Raw genomic sequence first — 17,615 nt, 5'->3', positions numbered from 1 at the left:
GGACCTCACTTAAAACAGTGAGGTAGAGGTTGCGATATTTAACAGTCCTTGGCGGAGTTCGAGAAAGCGTTGATGCCAGGGAGAAGGAAATGTCGCCGAAGCTTGCAATATTTCTCGGTATTGCATTGCTGGGTCTGCAGTTAAGAGCTGCAGGACTGTCTCAATAAATGACCCGATTTATTGAGTTGTGCTATCTCATCTGGGAAAAGAGAGGTATTTGGGCAACTATGTTTGTAGTGCGACCTGAGTCTATCTCAGGTCGCTTTTTGCATTTTTTCAGCCAAAAAACCAGAAGCCAAAGGAGAAAATGAACCATGAAAAAACAGTCATCATTCATAGCTATGTTTCTATCCGCTGTACTTTTGCTCGCAGGATGTGGGACAGGCGGAGGCAGCTCGCAATCTGCCTCAACCGATGAGGGAACATTCAAGGTAGGGATGGAAGCGGGATACGCTCCGTTCAACTGGACCCAAATGGACGATTCCAACGGTGCTGTGAAAATCGACGGCAATGCGGAGTACGCAGGCGGATACGATGTAGAAATTGCGAAAAAGATTGCGGATGGCCTGGGCAAAAAATTGGTCATCGTGAAAACGGAGTGGGATGGCCTTGTTCCTGCATTAACCTCCGGCAAAATCGATGCGATCATTGCAGGGATGTCTCCAACTGCAGAGCGCAAACAAACGATCGATTTCTCGGACAACTACTATAAATCCAATTTGGTCATGGTCGTGAAAAAAGGCGGAAAATACGAGAACGCTACTTCGATCCAGGATTTCAAAGGGGCAAAAGTGACTGCCCAATTGAATACATTCCACTATTCCGTGATCAATCAAATCGAGGGCGTCGTTCAGGAGCCTGCGATGGACAACTTCCCGGCGATGCGCGTAGCGCTTGAATCCGGAATGATTGACGGTTACGTCTCTGAGCGTCCGGAAGCCGTCAGTGCCTCCACGGCCAACCCGAACTTTGCCATGGTCGAGTTTACGGATGGATTTACGACCTCGGAAGATGATACGGCCATCGCTGTCGGCGTGAAAAAAGACAGTGAATGGACGAAAAAAATCAATGAGATTTTATCCGGCATTTCGGAGGAAGAGCGTACCAGGATCATGGATACAGCCATCAAAAATCAACCAGCAGCACAATAATCGCTTGCGAACCGGCTGCATCTCCATGCAGTCGGTTTTATGCGCATAGGGCAGGGGAGCTTCCCTGCATGAACGGAGGAGAACGATGAGCTTCGAGTGGATTGTAAAAATCATTTCCGAAAACTGGCCCATGTTCCTTCGCGGAGCGGGAATGACCCTATTCATCGCTTTGCTCGGAACGATTTTGGGAGCCATCATTGGCCTATTGATCGGGCTTATCCGGACGATCCCCGTTCCGGAGCGGGGAGCCAAAAGGGCGATTTTGAAAGCAGTCAATGCCATTCTAGCTACGTATATCGAATTTTTCCGGGGAACACCGATGATTGTGCAGGCGATGGTCATCTACTACGGTTCCGCCTTGGCATTCGGGGTTGATATGGACCGGATTCTGGCCGCCGTCTTCGTCGTGTCGATTAATACGGGAGCGTACATGGCCGAGATTGTTCGCGGCGGGATTATTTCGATTGACAAGGGACAGTTTGAAGCAGCCCATGCGATTGGGATGAATCACGTTCAAACGATGATGAATGTCGTGCTGCCGCAAGTGATTCGCAATATCCTGCCGGCAACGGGGAACCAGTTTGTCATCAATATCAAGGATACTTCCGTACTCAATGTCATTTCGGTCACCGAATTGTATTTCACGACCAAATCGATTGCCGGGAATAACTTCAGATATTTCGAGTCCTTTTTTGTTGCGTGTGTGATGTATTTCATCATGACCCTGATCGTCACGAAAATTTTGCGCTATTTCGAAAGAAAGCTGGAAGGCCCGGACAATTACGCCGTAATGGCGAATCCCGTGCAGGTAGAAGGCAAGAAATAATCGAGGAAGGAGGCGAGCATATGGAGGCCATCATAGAAATTAAACACGTCAACAAATACTTTGGCAGTCACGAGGTATTAAAGGACATCGATTTTTCGGTCAAAAAAGGAGAAGTCGTCACGATTATCGGTTCCTCCGGATCGGGCAAATCAACGCTGCTTCGATGCATCAATCTATTGGAAAAGCCGAGCGGCGGGGAAATTATGTATAAGGGTGAAAACATTTTAGACGAGAAGCACGACATTTTCACCTACCGCCGAAAGCTGGGCATGGTATTCCAGCAGTTTAACCTGTTCAATAATCACAATGTGCTGAGCAATTGCGTGGTCGGGCAAGTAAAGGTGTTAAAGCGATCCAAGGATGAAGCTGAAAAAGTCGCGATGAAGTATCTCAAAATTGTCGGGATGGACAAGTATGTGAACGCCAGGCCGAATCAATTGTCGGGCGGGCAAAAGCAGCGCGTGGCCATTGCGCGGGCTCTTTCCATGGAGCCGGATGTGATGCTGTTCGATGAACCGACATCGGCGCTTGACCCGGAAATGGTGGGCGAGGTGCTGAAGGTGATGAAGCAGCTTGCCGAATCCGGTCTGACGATGTTGATCGTCACGCATGAAATGGAGTTCGCAAAGGAAGTCTCCGATCGCGTGGTCTTTATGGACAAGGGAGTCATCGCAGAGGAAGGAAGTCCCGAGCAAATTTTCAACCATCCGACTCAAGAGCGGACGAGAGAATTCTTGAAGCGGACGTTGCGCAGCTCCTGAGTGTCTGATACGTTTCGGAATGTTGATACGTTCCAGAGTGTCTGATACGTTGCTGAGCGGTGAGCGTCTCCTGCACGCGCATCATTATAAAAAGAACGCAGTGAAGGCAGTTTTTACGCCAAAAGCCAGGTTCCTCCGGTGAGGGAGCCTGGCTTTTCGTATTTGTTATCACATTTGGCAAGTTCATGTAAAGAAAACACTTATCGCGCCCATTCTCCGGGGACATTGATTACGCACAAGACCAGGAGGCAAGTTTACAGCGACTCGGCCATCTTCTTTAACTCATCAATGGGGGCGTTCGCTTTCAGGCTATACACCACGCCGTCTTTTTCCCATACCAATACCGGGAGCTGTTTTAATTCAGGATGCATAAAGCTTGACAGAGGTGCCGTTCCGACGAAGGCAGTTCCCTGGAGCAGTTGAATAGGCTTCATGTCTGCAGTATCCTCTTTCGAGAGAGCTCTCTTTTCGTGCACCAGAGAGAAGTAGCTTCCTGTTATTCCGGCTGCCCCATCGTAAATCGTGATGGTCGAGCTGCCTTTGTAGATGTTGGCGCTAATTTTGACGGACTCTTTTTTCACGTTGCCGGGTAGATAGGCAGGCAATTTGACAGCCGCGCCAAACAGTTCCGAGGCTTTGGCGGTATCTAGCTCATGTACCAGTACTTGCTCCTCGTCCGAATCCTCAATGACGTTTACTTTATTGCCTTTTTCCACAGACTCGGCGATTTTGACCAATTCCTCGGGCGAAAGCTTGCTGGTTAAACGATAAAGGATTCCGTTCTCCTCTTCCCAGATCAACACATGTACATCGCCGTGCGCGTCCTTTTGCGCTCCTTGGTAAGCTGGTCCCTTCTTGGTTGCAATCCTGGTCAAGCCTTTGCTTTCTGCGGCGATATCGCCTTTCCACATTTCCAGATAGAACGGCAATCCTGTTTGACTGAAAAAAGAACTCGCGACATGTTTGGTTTTTTCCGAGAAAATCAGAGTAACGGACGTCCTGTCTCCCGGAGTGTAGCTGGGGAAGTGCAGCTCGAATCCGGCTTGCCTGGAAATGACGGTAGCCTTGTCTTCCGCTTTGGAAGAGGCAGGTTGTTTCGGCAACTGCGTTTGGTTTAGGGATGGTGCTGAAGATGGCGGGAGCGGTGATTTTGCATCACTCGCCGCACTTGCCGGAGAAATCGACACGATCAACATCGCTCCAAGTGCATACGCAGAAATTTGTTTTTTGAGATTCGTTTTCTTTTCCATTTCAGAATTCCTCCTGTTTTTTACATGATTTGGCATACACTCCTCATTACTGAATTGCGCTTGTGAATCTTACAGTAAAAACGATTGATTGGCTCATTCGACGATTTGTGGAAAAAAGGTGTAAGTTTTTGTTTGGTTTTTCAGTATTGGTTGGGTAGGGAGCGTGAAAAGGAGGAACATCGATGGATGAAGATCGGAACTGGGTCCTTCAGGTGTTGGACGGCAACAAACAGGCGTATGCGCATCTCATTACCAAATATAAAGACAGAATATACAACGTCCTGTACCGCATGGTTCACTCAAGAGAAGAGGCAAAAGACCTGACGCAGGAATGCTTTATAAAAGCGTTTCAAAAGCTCGCCAGCTATGATCTGAACAGAAAGTTTTACCCGTGGCTCTGTCGGATCGCGATCAACCATTGCATTGATATGCAGAAAAGTCAAAGGCTTCAGACTGTAGATTTTCATGAAATCGATCAGCTTTCGATGACGAATGAACAAACGCCGGAAAGCGCCTATATTCAAAAGGAGTTTGCTTCCGAAATGCGGGAAATGCTAGACGCGTTGCCAGAGAGCTATCGGCTTGTCTTGCTTCTCCGCTATAGCAATGACCTTTCTTACCAGGAAATCAGCGACATCCTTGGCATCCCCGTCAGTACAATCCAGGTAAAGCTGCATCGCGCCAAACAAAAATTACGAGCGAATACCATGCGCTGCTCGCCAAAGGGGTGGTCCGTATGAAATGTGAGGAATGCCAAGCGCTTCTGCCCACCTATGCAGACCGGGAAACAGACGCGGCCGATACTCTGCGGGTGGAGGCTCACTTGCGCCATTGCAGGAAATGCCAGGCTGTCTATGCGAGGGTGAGTAAAGAGGTTGAATTGATCCGGGACGGATGGATGATGGAGATGCTCCCTGACGATTTTGCAAACGAGGTGATGCAGCAAATCCAAGACGAAGGAATAGAAGTAGAAAAATCTGATCCAGTGCTGAAGAAGGGCGGGGGGCCAGCCAAAAGGAGAGGACTGCTAGTCTCATCTGTTGTCGCGGCGGCTGTGCTGGTTATGGCGATCGGTACCCAGGTTTCTCCTGCGTTTGCTGCTTTTCTGTCTTCCTTTTTCCAGACCATCACAGGCGAGGCAGGCTTGAGACAAGCGGCAAAACAAGGCTTCTCCACCGAGCTGAATCAAGCGGTGTCGGACAACGGAATAACGCTGCGGGTAAAGGAAGTCATAGCCGATCCCACCAGGATTGTGCTGTCGTATGTCCTGGAGGATGCGCAAGGACGGATACTCCCGGACCAGTTTTTTCCTGCCTATGGAGCAAACAACGTATATGTTGTGGACGCAAATGACAAGGTAATCCGGCGAAGCCCGCTGTTTCGTAGGACAGATAAGTATGCAGACCTGGTGTTTCCTCTCGAAAATCCCCCTGAGCAGGTCACAGTCCATCTGGAGATTAAGGGCATCGGTTCCAAGGAGCTGCATAAGACCCATCTGAATATGGAGATTCCTGTTGATTTGCGCAAAGGTATTGCTGCAACCAAAAAGCTGAAGGTTGAAGAGCAGTACACAAGCCCAAAGGGAATGACCGTCAAGTTGGGACAAATCACATATGCGCCAAGTGCGACCGCATTGGAAGTAGAGACGGAGTGGACCTTGGAAGCAAGGGAGAAAATAGTGCGGCAAGTGGAAGAGTTGAAAGCAAAGGGCGCAAGGGAAGAGGTGGCCACTCGACTGCTCTCATCCCATCACCCGGAATTTACGATCCGTGATAAAGAAGGCAACATACTCGCAGATTCCCGCCAAAACAGCAATTATCAATTCGAGTCGGGGTTGATTTATACACTTCCCGGCTCAAACGAGCAGCAAGCGGGCAGCAACAAAATGACCTATTACTTCGCACCGTTTGAAGAACCGGCAGAAGACGTGTTTTTCCATTTGGAAGACGTCTTCATTACCGAAAGGGCAGATTTCTCGCTGGTTGTTCCTCTTCATGGCGAAGGCTTACGGGGAGGGGAATACGAAGGGAATCACTACGAGGTACTAGACGTTCGGGAAGAAAAAGCAACGGACTCTGCCTTCTCTACCTACAGGATTACGGTTGATTCTATCCAGAAATCTATTGGCAACGATCCTCCAGAATGGCTGGTCACGGATAAAGAGGGAAACGTGTATAAAGCGGAGTTTGATGTAGAGAAAACAAGAAGCTATTCGGATCAGAAGGGAAGTCATACGGTGACGACCCTGATCGTCAAAGAAGTGCCCAAAGAGGCAAAAGAAGTAACGCTATCGCTTGTCCTTGTAGAAAGGCAGCTTCCCGGTGGAGAGTGGAAGATAAAGCTGCCTGATAAAAATGCACATTTTCTTTGGCAGATCAGGCAATAATCGGTATAGCCAAAAGTAATCCGCATACGCCCAAAGGGGGAATCCAATATGAATGTGTTAGTGGTAGGTTCGCACGGAAAAATAGGAAAGCAGGTCGTGTCTTTGCTTGGCCAAAAAGGCTTCCATCCCGTAGCGATGATTCGCGATAAAAATCAAACGGAAGAAATGGAAGCGTTGGGTGGCGAAGTGGTCGTCGCCGATCTAGAAGAAGATTTCAGCCATGCACTGGAAAATGTCGATGCTATTGTCTTTACAGCCGGTTCGGGAGGGCATACGGGCAGCGATAAAACGGAGCTCGTCGATCGCCTGGGAGCAATCAAAATGATTGAAGCGGCGGAGCGGAAAGGCATTGACCGATTCATCATGGTAAGCTCGATGAACGCCGATACGCCCGAAAAGGGGCCGGAATCGATGAGACATTACTATCAGGCAAAAGGAGACGCCGATGAAAAGCTGGCATCAACCAGGCTCAGCTATACAATCATCCGGCCTGGCAGGCTGCTGGACGTTCCGGGAACGGGGAAAATCCAAGCGGACGAGCGGATAACGGGAGATCGAACGGTCGGCATCCCCCGTGCTGATGTGGCCCAAGTAATAGTTGCAGTCATCAATGCGGAAAACACATACCGTAAAACCTTTGAACTTCTGTCGGGAGAAACACCTGTTGAAGAGGCTGTTGGTTCCTTGTAAAGCGCGTGGCGGGAGTAGGGGAGTATGTGCGGGCTGTTTGCTTGCCTGGGCAAGGAAAACGAACGGGGTACAGGTTGGGCAGGAAAAGGCTCATCCGCCATTTTTCAGGTAAGGGGGATGAGCCTTTGGTTGCAACAAAACGGTTGACTGAACGGTTTTGCGTCATTTTCTCAGCAACAGGTAAATAAAGTACGGCGCTCCGATCAGAGCAACCATGATCCCTGCCGGAATGCCTTCGGGGTCCACGAGATTGTGCCCGATGGTATCTGCGAATAACAGCAGCCATCCGCCGATCAGAATCGCGATGGGGAGCGACAGTTGGTGTCTCGGGCCGACGAGAGCCTTCGCGATGTGGGGGGCCATCAGTCCGATAAACGCGATCCCTCCCGTAATTGAAACAGCCGCAGCAGCCAGCGCGACAGCCGTCACCAGCAACACGAGACGTTCTTTTTCAATCTCCAGCCCGACGCCGATCACCACAGGCTCGTTTAACGAGAGGAGATTCAGTCGCTGGCTTTTGTAGAACGCAAACGGAACCAGGATCACCAGCCACGGGAGAATGGCCCAAATGAAAGGCCAGTCCGAGCCCCAAATATTCCCCGCCAGCCATTTGGCGATAAAATCCACCTTCTCGCGTTCGGCAGATGAGATGAGCACGATCATGACGCCTGACAATGCCATCGAAAAGCCAACCCCGGTCAGCACGAGCCGCACGGACTGCAGACCGGATTTTTTGCTGTAGGAAAACAGGTAGATCAGGCAGGCCGTGACGATAGCCCCGGCAAACGCGACCAGCGGAAGCAAATAGACAAAAGTGCCGGCCTTCACCGGGAAAAACAAAAAGAAAACGGCCAGGGCGACGCCTGCTCCCGAGTTGATGCCGATGACTCCGGGATCGGCCAGGTCATTTCGGGCGATGCCCTGCAAAATGGAGCCCGACAACGCGAGCGCCATCCCCGCAAGCAGGGTGACGATCATGCGGGGCAAACGGATGGAAAACAACACGAATTCCTCTTTGAACGTGCCTTGGCCGAGAAGCGTCGGGATCAGCCGGTCATAAGACAGGGAGGAGTACCCGATACCCATGGCGATGGCAAAGGTCGCGATAATCAGAGCGAGCAGAACAGACAGCACGACGCGCTGTTTTCGGAGCAAAGCGGGATGAATCATGAGAATGCTTTCCCTCCCTTGCGCACGACGAACAGGAAAAACGGAAGCCCCATCATCGCAACGATAGCCGCCACTGGCGTTTCATACGGGGCGTTCATGGTCCGTCCGAGCATATCGGCAAACAGCATGAATGAGCCCCCGGCTATCGCCGACATCGGAATGATAAAGCGGTAATCCGTTCCTACAATGGCCCGGACGATATGGGGAACCATCAGTCCGATGAAGGTCATGTTTCCGACCAGGGCCACAGATGCGCCTGTAAGCAGAATGATGACAACAAACAGAACCGTCTTGATCTGCATCGTCTTTTGACCCAATCCGACGGCCACTTCTTCGCTCAGGCTGAGAATCGTCAGCTGCCGGGAAAGGAAAACCGCAAGAAGAATGCCGAGTACAATAAACGGAACAATGATTTCGAGCTGGCTCCACGACGTGCCGATCAATCCGCCAGCGGTCCACATGGAAACGTCTTTGGAAATTTTAAAGTAAATGCCGACGCCTTCCGCGACTGCGTACAGGAACGCGGACACGGCAGCACCGGCCAGGACGATGCGCAGTGGAGAAAAGCCGCCTTTTTTCATCGCACCCATCCCGAAAACCAGTATCGCTCCGATCGCTGCGCCAATAAAGCAGGCGATCATCAGATGAAAGGAATTGGCGGACGGGAGCAGGGCAATCGCGACGGCCAGAGCCGCGTTGGCGCCAGCCGTCAAACCGAGCAGACCCGGGTCAGCGAGCGGGTTTTTCGTCATCCCTTGCATGATGGCACCGGCCACCGCCAGTGCAGAGCCGACGAAAATGGCGCCAATCTCGCGCGGAAGACGAATTTCCCGAATCATCGAGAGCGTATCGCCAGTCGCATCGGAAGCAATGGCCAGCCATACGTCGCCGATAGTCGTGTCAGCGGCCCCGAATACCATGGCGATCACAAACATGGCGGCAAATGAAAGCAAGCCCGCGATCAATTTGTATCCAAATGGGATCGAGCGTTGGTTTTCTTTCGTCATCTGTCTACCATCTTTTCTTTGTTTGGATTAAAGGGGGCCTGACAGGAGACAGGCGATCAGGGAAAACCCTCTTGATAGGAACCTTCAGCACGATAAGCAGGATCAATCAGCGGCCAAGAAAGCTTTTTGTAAAGAACTCCAGTTGATACTCCAGTGTTAGAGGATCGTTAAAATAAAATTCCATCATAGGCGCTTCAAAAACGCGATTGTTTTTAACCGCCGGAATGTTTTTATACGTTTCGGTCTCCTGGAATGAATTATCTGTATCCTTGTTCTTGCTGAGAATCAGGTAATCGCCGACGAACTCGGGGAGAACTTCCAATGAAACCGCGTAGTAGCCGCTTTTGAGAGCTGTTTCCTTGATCTTTTCGGGCATGTTCAGCTTCATTTCCTGATAAAGAATCTCTGTGCCGCGGCCCCAGTTGTTGCCGTATACATATAGCTGCTTGTCGAATTTTTCAAGCACGGAAACGGTTTTGTCCTCACCGATTTTCGCTCTGATCTCGGCTCCGACCTTTTGGGTCCGCTGCTTGAAGTCATCGATCCACGCTTGCGCCTCTTTTTCCTTGTTCAACAGCTTGCCGATCTCCAGGAACTGCGTCAGGTAATCCACCTTTCCGTACGTGTAGATAACCGTAGGCGCGATTTTGTTCAGTTTGTCCACGTTATTGACGTTTGACAGGCCAATGATCAGATCGGGCTGCAGCTCAATAATTTTTTCCAGCGTCTCATCGGACACTTCTTGAGCGTCTTTCAGTTTTTCCGCAAAACGAGGGTTTTTTAACGACCATGAATCGGTGCCTACGACGTTCACCCCAAGAGACAGCACGTGTCCGGTGAAGTTGGACAGCACGATCACCCGCTGGGGGTGGGCAGGCACCTGAACAGGCCCGTTTTCCGACTGGTAGGTAATCGTTTCCGAAGCGGTTTCCGCGGGGGATGCGGCTCCCTTTTGCTCAGTCGGCTGTCCGCTGCAGGCACTGACGATGAGGGAGAGCAGCAGAAAGAAGGGGAACAAAAACTTTTTCATCGCGTTAATCTCCTTTGATCAGGTTGTAGGTGACGCAAACCGGTTTGTTCGTACGCGGGTCGCGCCCGATTTCCGCATCGATGCGAAACACTTTTTTAAGGACCTCGGGTGTCATCACTTCTTCGCAATCTCCCGCCTTCACGACTTCCCCGTCCTTCAAGGCGATGATGAAGTCGGCAAAGCGGGCGGCCTGGTTCAAATCATGCAGTACCATCACAATCGTGCGCTCCTGTTCCGCATTCAGTCTCTGCAGCAGCTCCAGAACCTCCAGCTGGTGGGCCATATCCAGATAGGTTGTCGGCTCATCGAGAAAAATAATTTCCGTTTCCTGTGCGAGGGCCATGGCGATCCACACCCTTTGGCGCTGGCCGCCTGACAAGGCGTCGACAGGACGGAACTTGAACTCTTTTGTTCCAGTCACCTCGAGTGCCCAGTCAATAACTTCATAATCTCTTTTGCTCAAGCGCCCAAAGCCTTTTTGATAGGGAAAGCGGCCATAGGAGACCAGTTCGCCGACCGTAAGTCCGCTGGCGCTCTCCGGCGTTTGCGGAAGAATGGCCATTTTTTTCGCCAACAGCTTGGTGTTTTCTTTGGCGATGCTTTCTCCGTCCAGAATGACTGCGCCGGACTGATGTGAAATAATGCGCGTGATTGCTTTTAGCAGCGTAGATTTTCCACAGCCGTTTGAACCGATGATGGTGGTGATTTTTTTGTCGGGAATCTGAACGCTGAGGTTTTTCACAATCAAGCGCTCTCCGTAGCCAATGCTTACATTATCCGTATACAGCCGAACCATGTGTCACACCCCGTTTACAGGAATATGGAAATAGGTGATAATGATTATCAGTATCGCTTCCAAAAATAATATAGTATCCGTCTTTTTTGTTGTCAATAGCTGCACTGGATTGTAAAAACAAAGAAATGCGTGTATACTTCGTTGATAATGATAATCAATTGCATGTTATTGGTCAAGGAGTGAATCGGACATGGAGCGTCAGGAACTATTCGATGTGACAGTGATAGGCGGGGGACCGGCAGGGCTTTACTCCACTTTTTACAGCGGGCTGCGGGAGATGAAAACAAAGCTGATCGAATACCAGCCGCATTTGGGCGGCAAAATTCACGTCTATCCGGAAAAAATGATTTGGGACGTGGGAGGGCTGACTCCGATAACCGGAGAGAAATTGATCGAGCAGTTGGTCAAGCAAGGATTGACGTTTCATCCGGAGGTTGTGTTGAACGAGAAAATAGAGTCAATCACCCGAGACGAGGAAGGGATTTTTGTCCTGCATGCGGCCTCTGGCCGAAAGCACTACTCAAAAACAGTGATCGTCGCTGTCGGAAGCGGGATATTGACTCCGCAAAAGCTGGAGATCGAAGGTGCCGAGAGATTTGAGGTAGCCAACTTGCACTACACGGTAAAGTCTTTGAAGTATTTCCGGGATAAGACCGTCATCATTTCCGGCGGAGGGAATTCTGCGATCGATTGGGCCAACGAATTGGAGCCGATCGCGAAAAAAGTGTACCTGACGTACCGAAAGGACGCGCTAAAGGGCCATGAAGCGCAGGTCACGCAGCTTTTGAACAGCTCTGCTGTCTGCTTTTTTCATACGTCGATTACGAAGCTGGTCGCATCGGCGAATCACGAAGAAATCGAGAGTGTTGAGCTGACGAACCATGAAACGGGAGAGGTTTCGTATTTGCCCGTCGATGAAGTCATTATCAATCACGGCTATGAACGAGATTCGGGCTTATTGAAAAACAGCACGCTGAACATCGACTTGGTCGATGACTTCTATGTCTCCGGCAATGCCAACTCCGAATCCTCGGTAGCCGGACTTTACGCTGCCGGAGATATTTTGCACTACGACGGGAAGCTGCACTTGATCGCGGGGGCTTTCCAGGATGCTGCGAACGCTGTAAACAAAGCAAAGCAATTTGTCCAGCCGGATGCCGGCAAAAGCGCAATGGTCTCCTCCCACAATGAGGTGTTTAAACAGCGCAATCGTGAATTGGTGAGACAAATGATGAGATCGTAAAACGAAAACATACGCAGCCTGGCTGTACGTCCGCACATAAAAAAGGCTTCATCCCTGAGAAGCGTCTGTTTCTCTTTGCCATCGCGTCAAGGGCGCTCATTTGTCCCTGCGCCCTTGACTATGCTGGCTTTGAGCTTTGAAAAGACGTCTTGCTTCAAGGAGTGAAGCCTTTTATTTATTGGTTATTGCTTGTTTTTTACTGATTTTTTACAACCTCTTGTCCGCGTACATTCCATGTAAGCGCAAATACGAGAGCTGCCAAAGCGCACGAAACCGTGAGCAAAATAAACCCTGCATCCCAGCCGGACGCGTCAACGATGACACCCATCAAGGCGTTGGCTGTAACCGTACCGCCCAGGTAACCAAACAGACCCGTAAGGCCGGCAGCGGTTCCGGCAGCTTTTTTCGGAACAAAATCAAGCGCTTGCAAACCGATCAACATGACTGGACCGTAAATCAGGAAACCGATTGCAATCAAGCAGATCATATCGATTACGGAATGTCCAGGCGGGTTGAACCAGTAAACAAGAACAGCGATCAATACGCCCAGCATGAAGACAAACCCTGCAGGTCCCCGGCGTCCTTTAAACAGCTTGTCGGAGATCCAGCCGCACAAGAGCGTTCCCGGGATGCCTGCCCACTCGTACAGGAAGTAGGCGACGCTGGACTTGCTCATGTCAAAACCTTTTTCCTCGCTCAAGTAGGTCGGTGCCCAGTCCAGAACGCCGTAACGTACGAAGTAGACAAAAATGTTGGCAATCGCGATTGCCCAGACCCATTTATTATTCAGTACATATTTGAACAGGATTTCCTTTGTAGACAATTCCGTTTCAAACGTTTTCTTTTCTTTGGTCGGATAGTCATTGCGATATTCTTCGATCGGCGGCAGACCTACCGACTGCGGAGTATCGCGCACCAGCGCATACGTGACAAAAGCCATGACAACTGCTACGAGAGCAGGCAGGATAAACACGCCTTCATACCCGGAGGAGGAGCCTCCCGAAAGCCCGGCGAACAGGGCCACACCCGCAACAGCAATCGGCGCCATCAACCCTCCGCCGACGTTGTGGGCTACGTTCCAGATGGCCGTCTTGTTTCCGCGTTCGCTAATGCTGAACCAGTGGACAAGGACACGCCCGGATGGAGGCCATCCCATACCCTGGAACCAACCGTTCAGGAACAGCATGACAAACATGATCGTCACAGAAGAAGTGAAGAAAGGGACGAATCCCATCAGTAAACTGATGATGGCAGAAAGAATCAAACCGGCTGGCAGGAACATTCGCGGGTTGCTTCGGTCCGATATGATAGCCATGACAAATTTGCTGATCCCGTAGGCGATCGAAATGGCTGACAGGGCGAAGCCAAGCTCGGATTTTGAAAACCCTTCCTCGGTCAGATACGGCATGGCAAGCGAGAAGTTTTTGCGAAGAAGATAATACGCTGCATAACCGATGAAGATTCCCAGAAAAACTTTCAGCCTGTACTTTTTATACTCAGAATCAATTTTCTCGTCAGGCAGTCTTTCGATAGGTGGCGCAGGCCGAAATAGTGATAGCATTTTTTCTCCTCCTCTAAAAAAATTTAACAAAGATAAACCATGCACAGCAAAAAACTCATACTTTAAAAGCCCTTTCATAACTGAAAGTGCCAAAAAGTATGAGTCTCCGAATCTCCATCATAGTTAACTTGTCATTACGTGTATTTTATTATTCGTTGTAAACGTTGTCAATGAGGTGTTGCGTGTTTTCGCCTCGTCTCTGCATTGGAAAACCATGGGGGTTTTTCTCCCTACAACCCCCATGGCTGAGAGGAATCTCTTTTCTCATTCTTTTCTCATTCCGGATCACCTTCATTGGCGATTGCGATCCGGAATGACGAAAGACACAGAGGTGCCTTCGCCTGCCTTGCTTTGAATAGAGAGTCCTTGTCCATACAATTGGGTTAACCGGCGATTCGTGTTGGAAAGTCCGATGCCGCCTTTGGAATTTTGGACCGGGTCCAAAATGTGGCGGATTTTTTCTTGCTCCATCCCGACGCCGTCATCTCTTACCTCAATGAGCGTAGAATCTGTTTGGCGAACAATCCGGATCAGTACGTTCCCGCCCTTGGCCCGTCTCAGGACACCATGTCTGACCGCATTTTCGACCAGTGGCTGAATCGAAAGGGGAGGAAGAAGCAAATCCAGGTGGGGATCAACTTCCCACTGGACGGACAGCCTTTCTTCAAACCGCTCTTTCTCGATGTAGAGATAGGCATGCACCAGCTCCAGTTCATGAGAAAGCGCCACTAGCTTTCCTGTGCTGAGGAAGTCAAAGCTGATCCGCAAGTAGGACGTAAAGGCCTCTCCGAGTTTGCGCATCCGCTCTATATCCAGGTCGCTCAGCGCCATGATCGAATTCAGCGTATTGAACAGGAAATGCGGGTGGATCTGGGCCTGCAAATAGGCAGCCTCCATCCGCAGCCGTTCATTGACGGACTGCTTTAATGCGATAAGAGACCAGATCCGGTATTTGAGCTCCAGAGCGTCGACCGGCTTGGTGACGTAATCATTGGCCCCAGACATAAATCCGGTATAGATGTCTTCCGGCTCGCTGCGGGCCGTCAGCAGCAAAACGGGGAGCTCGGCGGCAGTGAAGCGCTCCCGTACCTTTTGTGTCAATTCATAGCCGGACATTTGCGGCATCATGACATCCGTGACCAGCAAATCCCACTGCTGCGTAGACAGGATTTCCAGCGCTTCGCGAGCCGAAGTAGCCGACCTGACGTGGTACGCCTCTGCTGAGAGGATGCCAGCGAGCACCTTCAAATTGACGGGATCGTCATCGACAATGAGTATGTTTGCTTTTTCCTCCCCGAAAGACGGCAAGGCAAGCGGCTCGGAAGTTCGTTCGTTGGGCGCAGCTTCCGTAGAAAAACGGGAGACTGCGGTTTCCTCAAAAGCTTCTGTCCGGGGAGGAGGAGAGCTTTTCACAGCGGGCAAACTTTGCGAGTCGGCCAAAGGGAGCGAGAAGCTGAACACGGAGCCTTTGCCGATCTCTGAGCGAACCGTGAATTCACCCTCGTGGAGCTCCACCAGCTGTTTGCAAATGCTGAGGCCGAGCCCGATTCCGCGGCTATCGCCTTTTCCGCGGGCTCCCTGCTCGTAAGGCAGAAAAACCCGTGCCTGCGTTTCTTCGTCCATACCCGCACCCGTGTCGGACACGTGAATAACGGCACGCCCATTCAGAACCCTGGCTGAAACGGAAATGGTCCCTTCTTCGGTAAATTTGAGCGCGTTATGCAGCAAATTGAACAAGATCTGAACGAGTCGCTTTTCATCCGCCAAAACGGGGGGCATCGACTCGTCAATGTCCATTTTTAGCTGAACGGGCTTGCCTTCCGCCATAAATCTCAGCATCCCGAACACGCCGGAGACAACAGATTGAACAGGCAACGGCTCCTTTTGCAGCAAGATGCGGTTTTCCTTAATCCGTACGATGTCGAGCAGATCGTCCAGCAGATGGGACATTCGACGGCTGACTGTGATCAGCAGCTCCAAATCCTCCAGGGCTTCGTTGTCCATCGCGTGCTTCTGCTTGGTTGCGATGTTCCGTGCGATATTCATGATTCCGTGCAGCGGTGTCCTCAGCTCATGCGATGTGTTGGCCAAAAACTGATCCTTCATTTTGTCCGCTCTGGTCAGCTGTTCGTTCAGCTTGATGTTTTCCTCGGAGTTGCGAAAGTACTTTTTAAACCAGTAAGCGGAGAATCCGACAATGGCTGCGAACACATCGATGGGATAGTAGACGCTGGTTATTTCCATATAAAAATTAAACGCACCCCACACAGCGCTCGATATGATGCTGGTGGCGGTGAGCTGCAGAAAAATAGCATCCTGCTGGTTTTGGATGATCATTTTCGCGATGATAAAGATAAACCAGATCAATGGAAACAAATAAAGAACGGTGAACACTTTGGCTTCGAACGTATAGTAAATGAGCGCTGGAGACCCAGCCAGCACAACAGTTGAATACAGGACGAGAATAGCGGTATACGTCCGAAACAGTTTGGCGAAACCTGCGTGACCGGAAAATATTCTGGCCAGCAGCAGGATGAAAAAGGACATCCACATATAGGAAAGAAGTCTGGCTTTCAGCACCCCGGCATAATCCAGCGGCAGCAACTGGTCGTGATCCGAAACAACCGAAATAGAGGATGCTACCAGCAGAAAGAAGAAAACCAGGAACGCCTTTTGCCGTCTTGGATTGAACAGGAACAGGATGCAGGCGTACATGCTATGCAGGATCAAGACGATGAACGTAACAAGCTGAAAGCCGATGGAATACCAGCGTTCGGTATCCAGTGCCGCCTGTGATCCAAAGCGGATGGATTTGGCGATACCTCCTTCAATTGGGTTGTCAAAATTAGCCACACGAATAAGCAGCTCGATTTCTTTTTCTCCTTCTGACGTGTAGGAAGCTGTATAGGAGACATTCCTTGGCCAATACCCCTCCGCCTTCTCCGCAGGCTGGCCTATGGCAGCTCCTATCTTACCGTTGATTTCAACGGCGGATGAGCCTCGAGATCGCGAAACCAAAAGGCATAAGGCTGATCCAAAGGCTTATCGATCAGGATGCGGAGCCGGTAAGTCCCGTAACCAAACGACGATTCCGAACCTGCCGGGAAAGCGCTTCGCCAATCTCCGGGAACCTGGATAAAATGCGGTCGCTTCGTTGACATCCGTGCTATATCTTCATGCGAGACAAGTTCCCCGGGGTAAAACTCCCATTCCCCATTCAGCGCGATGGTGGGAGATTCCTCGAAAGGCCAGCCGCGCATGTCAAGCACGCCTTGTACTGCATCGGGATGCTCTGCGGTACGAAACACTTCGGACCAGAGCGACCGCAGGCTTAGGAGGACAGAGATAAAAAAGAGAGTTGTCAAAACGTATTTGAATATGGGTTTTTTGAGAATTTGCATCATGTGCCAATAGATTCGCTTTACTTCACATGTTTCCCTTTTTCCAAATGCTTGCCAGGGGGCTTGAGGAAAGGAGCAGGCACATGACTACCGTGCTTTGCCTCTTGGTTTGTTAAACGGGATTGGCGCTATATTCCTGAAGCCGTTTTTGTTACAATGGGGGCTATAAACCAAGGAAACATGTCGACATTGCCGAATTGCCCGAAATGCAGCTCGTCGTACATCTACGAGGATGGGGTTTTTTTGATTCGGTTTTGGAGCGATGCAGTTGAAATCGGAATTTGTGAAGAAGATCTAAAGGTCTGCACGAAAAACAAGAAAGCCGCTTCGACATCGAAGCGGC

Annotated in this window: 15 protein-coding genes and 1 riboswitch; of the genes, 7 read left to right on the top strand and 8 right to left on the bottom strand. The window is 50.4% G+C overall.

What is annotated here, in order from left to right:
• The first annotated feature begins 15 nt into the window (after positions 1-15).
• Positions 16-201: riboswitch (Lysine riboswitch) on the top strand.
• A 113-nt stretch (positions 202-314) separates the two neighbouring features.
• The 3 genes from NST96_RS26845 to NST96_RS26835 all read left to right on the top strand — a co-directional run bounded on the left by NST96_RS26845 (position 315) and on the right by NST96_RS26835 (position 2,738).
• Positions 315-1,151 (top strand): transporter substrate-binding domain-containing protein, encoded by an 837-nt coding sequence (locus NST96_RS26845; protein ID WP_003388774.1) that lies wholly within the window; start codon positions 315-317, stop codon positions 1,149-1,151.
• 85 nt (positions 1,152-1,236) lie between these two features.
• A complete protein-coding gene (locus NST96_RS26840; RefSeq protein ID WP_171506847.1) occupies positions 1,237-1,977 on the top strand; it encodes an amino acid ABC transporter permease in 741 nt (246 codons plus the stop codon).
• Between the two features lie 20 nt (positions 1,978-1,997).
• The gene (locus NST96_RS26835; RefSeq protein WP_024983661.1) at positions 1,998-2,738 is read left to right on the top strand and encodes an amino acid ABC transporter ATP-binding protein; all 741 of its coding nucleotides are present in this window, start codon (positions 1,998-2,000) and stop codon (positions 2,736-2,738) included.
• 254 nt (positions 2,739-2,992) lie between these two features.
• Here the strand turns inward: NST96_RS26835 and NST96_RS26830 are convergent, their stop codons facing one another.
• Positions 2,993-3,988, bottom strand: coding sequence for a DUF4367 domain-containing protein (locus NST96_RS26830; protein ID WP_227277640.1), 996 nt, complete (start codon positions 3,986-3,988; stop codon positions 2,993-2,995).
• A gap of 182 nt (positions 3,989-4,170) precedes the next feature.
• Here NST96_RS26830 and NST96_RS26825 point away from each other — a divergent pair, with 182 nt between their 5' ends.
• Genes NST96_RS26825 through NST96_RS26815 form a run of 3 tightly spaced genes read left to right on the top strand, consistent with a single transcriptional unit; the run spans position 4,171 to position 7,064 of the window.
• Entirely contained in the window at positions 4,171-4,728 is a 558-nt protein-coding gene (locus NST96_RS26825) for a sigma-70 family RNA polymerase sigma factor (protein WP_024983663.1), read from the top strand.
• Entirely contained in the window at positions 4,725-6,374 is a 1,650-nt protein-coding gene (locus NST96_RS26820; protein ID WP_122958811.1) for a DUF4179 domain-containing protein, read from the top strand. The genes NST96_RS26825 and NST96_RS26820 overlap by 4 nt, the downstream gene beginning before the upstream one ends.
• Positions 6,375-6,422: 48 nt before the next feature.
• Positions 6,423-7,064: an SDR family oxidoreductase gene (locus tag NST96_RS26815; RefSeq protein ID WP_251247328.1), complete on the top strand. Its 642-nt coding sequence runs from the start codon at positions 6,423-6,425 to the stop codon at positions 7,062-7,064.
• 162 nt (positions 7,065-7,226) lie between these two features.
• On the opposite strand, the gene NST96_RS26810 is transcribed toward NST96_RS26815, so the two are convergent.
• The 4 genes from NST96_RS26810 to NST96_RS26795 form a co-directional block, all read right to left on the bottom strand.
• Positions 7,227-8,234: an iron ABC transporter permease gene (locus NST96_RS26810; protein WP_251247329.1), complete on the bottom strand. Its 1,008-nt coding sequence runs from the start codon at positions 8,232-8,234 to the stop codon at positions 7,227-7,229.
• Positions 8,231-9,241, bottom strand: coding sequence for an iron ABC transporter permease (locus NST96_RS26805; protein WP_003388766.1), 1,011 nt, complete (start codon positions 9,239-9,241; stop codon positions 8,231-8,233). Before NST96_RS26805 ends, NST96_RS26810 begins: the two co-directional genes overlap by 4 nt.
• Before the next feature lie 106 nt (positions 9,242-9,347).
• A complete protein-coding gene (locus tag NST96_RS26800; protein ID WP_003388765.1) occupies positions 9,348-10,271 on the bottom strand; it encodes an iron-hydroxamate ABC transporter substrate-binding protein in 924 nt (307 codons plus the stop codon).
• Positions 10,272-10,275: 4 nt separating this feature from the next.
• On the bottom strand, positions 10,276-11,067 hold the full coding sequence (locus NST96_RS26795; protein ID WP_003388764.1) for an ABC transporter ATP-binding protein: 792 nt from the start codon (positions 11,065-11,067) through the stop codon (positions 10,276-10,278).
• 190 nt (positions 11,068-11,257) lie between these two features.
• Here NST96_RS26795 and NST96_RS26790 point away from each other — a divergent pair, with 190 nt between their 5' ends.
• Positions 11,258-12,310, top strand: a complete 1,053-nt coding sequence (locus NST96_RS26790) for an NAD(P)/FAD-dependent oxidoreductase (protein WP_003388762.1) — start codon at positions 11,258-11,260, stop codon at positions 12,308-12,310.
• 196 nt (positions 12,311-12,506) lie between these two features.
• Here the strand turns inward: NST96_RS26790 and glpT are convergent, their stop codons facing one another.
• From glpT to NST96_RS26775, 3 genes are all read right to left on the bottom strand, one after another.
• Complete coding sequence (gene glpT, locus NST96_RS26785; protein ID WP_003388760.1) at positions 12,507-13,871, bottom strand: glycerol-3-phosphate transporter; 1,365 nt, start codon at positions 13,869-13,871, stop codon at positions 12,507-12,509.
• Positions 13,872-14,162: 291 nt separating this feature from the next.
• Entirely contained in the window at positions 14,163-16,724 is a 2,562-nt protein-coding gene (locus NST96_RS26780) for an ATP-binding protein (RefSeq protein WP_342405113.1), read from the bottom strand.
• Between the two features lie 113 nt (positions 16,725-16,837).
• Complete coding sequence (locus NST96_RS26775) at positions 16,838-17,032, bottom strand: hypothetical protein (protein WP_307723565.1); 195 nt, start codon at positions 17,030-17,032, stop codon at positions 16,838-16,840.
• Positions 17,033-17,615: the final 583 nt, after the last annotated feature.

The sequence above is a fragment of the Brevibacillus sp. FSL K6-2834 genome (assembly GCF_038592925.1).
Lineage (GTDB): Bacteria > Bacillota > Bacilli > Brevibacillales > Brevibacillaceae > Brevibacillus > Brevibacillus borstelensis.
The sequence above is the reverse complement of the archived record's forward strand: the minus strand, read 5'-3'. Positions and strand labels throughout refer to the sequence as shown.

Coding starts and splice junctions, on each gene's coding strand:
- NST96_RS26845 (WP_003388774.1), top strand. CDS start 315: ATGAAAAAACAGTCATCATTCATAGCTATGTTTCTATCCGCTGTACTT.
- NST96_RS26840 (WP_171506847.1), top strand. CDS start 1,237: ATGAGCTTCGAGTGGATTGTAAAAATCATTTCCGAAAACTGGCCCATG.
- NST96_RS26835 (WP_024983661.1), top strand. CDS start 1,998: ATGGAGGCCATCATAGAAATTAAACACGTCAACAAATACTTTGGCAGT.
- NST96_RS26830 (WP_227277640.1), bottom strand. CDS start 3,988: ATGGAAAAGAAAACGAATCTCAAAAAACAAATTTCTGCGTATGCACTT.
- NST96_RS26825 (WP_024983663.1), top strand. CDS start 4,171: ATGGATGAAGATCGGAACTGGGTCCTTCAGGTGTTGGACGGCAACAAA.
- NST96_RS26820 (WP_122958811.1), top strand. CDS start 4,725: ATGAAATGTGAGGAATGCCAAGCGCTTCTGCCCACCTATGCAGACCGG.
- NST96_RS26815 (WP_251247328.1), top strand. CDS start 6,423: ATGAATGTGTTAGTGGTAGGTTCGCACGGAAAAATAGGAAAGCAGGTC.
- NST96_RS26810 (WP_251247329.1), bottom strand. CDS start 8,234: ATGATTCATCCCGCTTTGCTCCGAAAACAGCGCGTCGTGCTGTCTGTT.
- NST96_RS26805 (WP_003388766.1), bottom strand. CDS start 9,241: ATGACGAAAGAAAACCAACGCTCGATCCCATTTGGATACAAATTGATC.
- NST96_RS26800 (WP_003388765.1), bottom strand. CDS start 10,271: ATGAAAAAGTTTTTGTTCCCCTTCTTTCTGCTGCTCTCCCTCATCGTC.
- NST96_RS26795 (WP_003388764.1), bottom strand. CDS start 11,067: ATGGTTCGGCTGTATACGGATAATGTAAGCATTGGCTACGGAGAGCGC.
- NST96_RS26790 (WP_003388762.1), top strand. CDS start 11,258: ATGGAGCGTCAGGAACTATTCGATGTGACAGTGATAGGCGGGGGACCG.
- glpT (WP_003388760.1), bottom strand. CDS start 13,871: ATGCTATCACTATTTCGGCCTGCGCCACCTATCGAAAGACTGCCTGAC.
- NST96_RS26775 (WP_307723565.1), bottom strand. CDS start 17,032: ATGTCAACGAAGCGACCGCATTTTATCCAGGTTCCCGGAGATTGGCGA.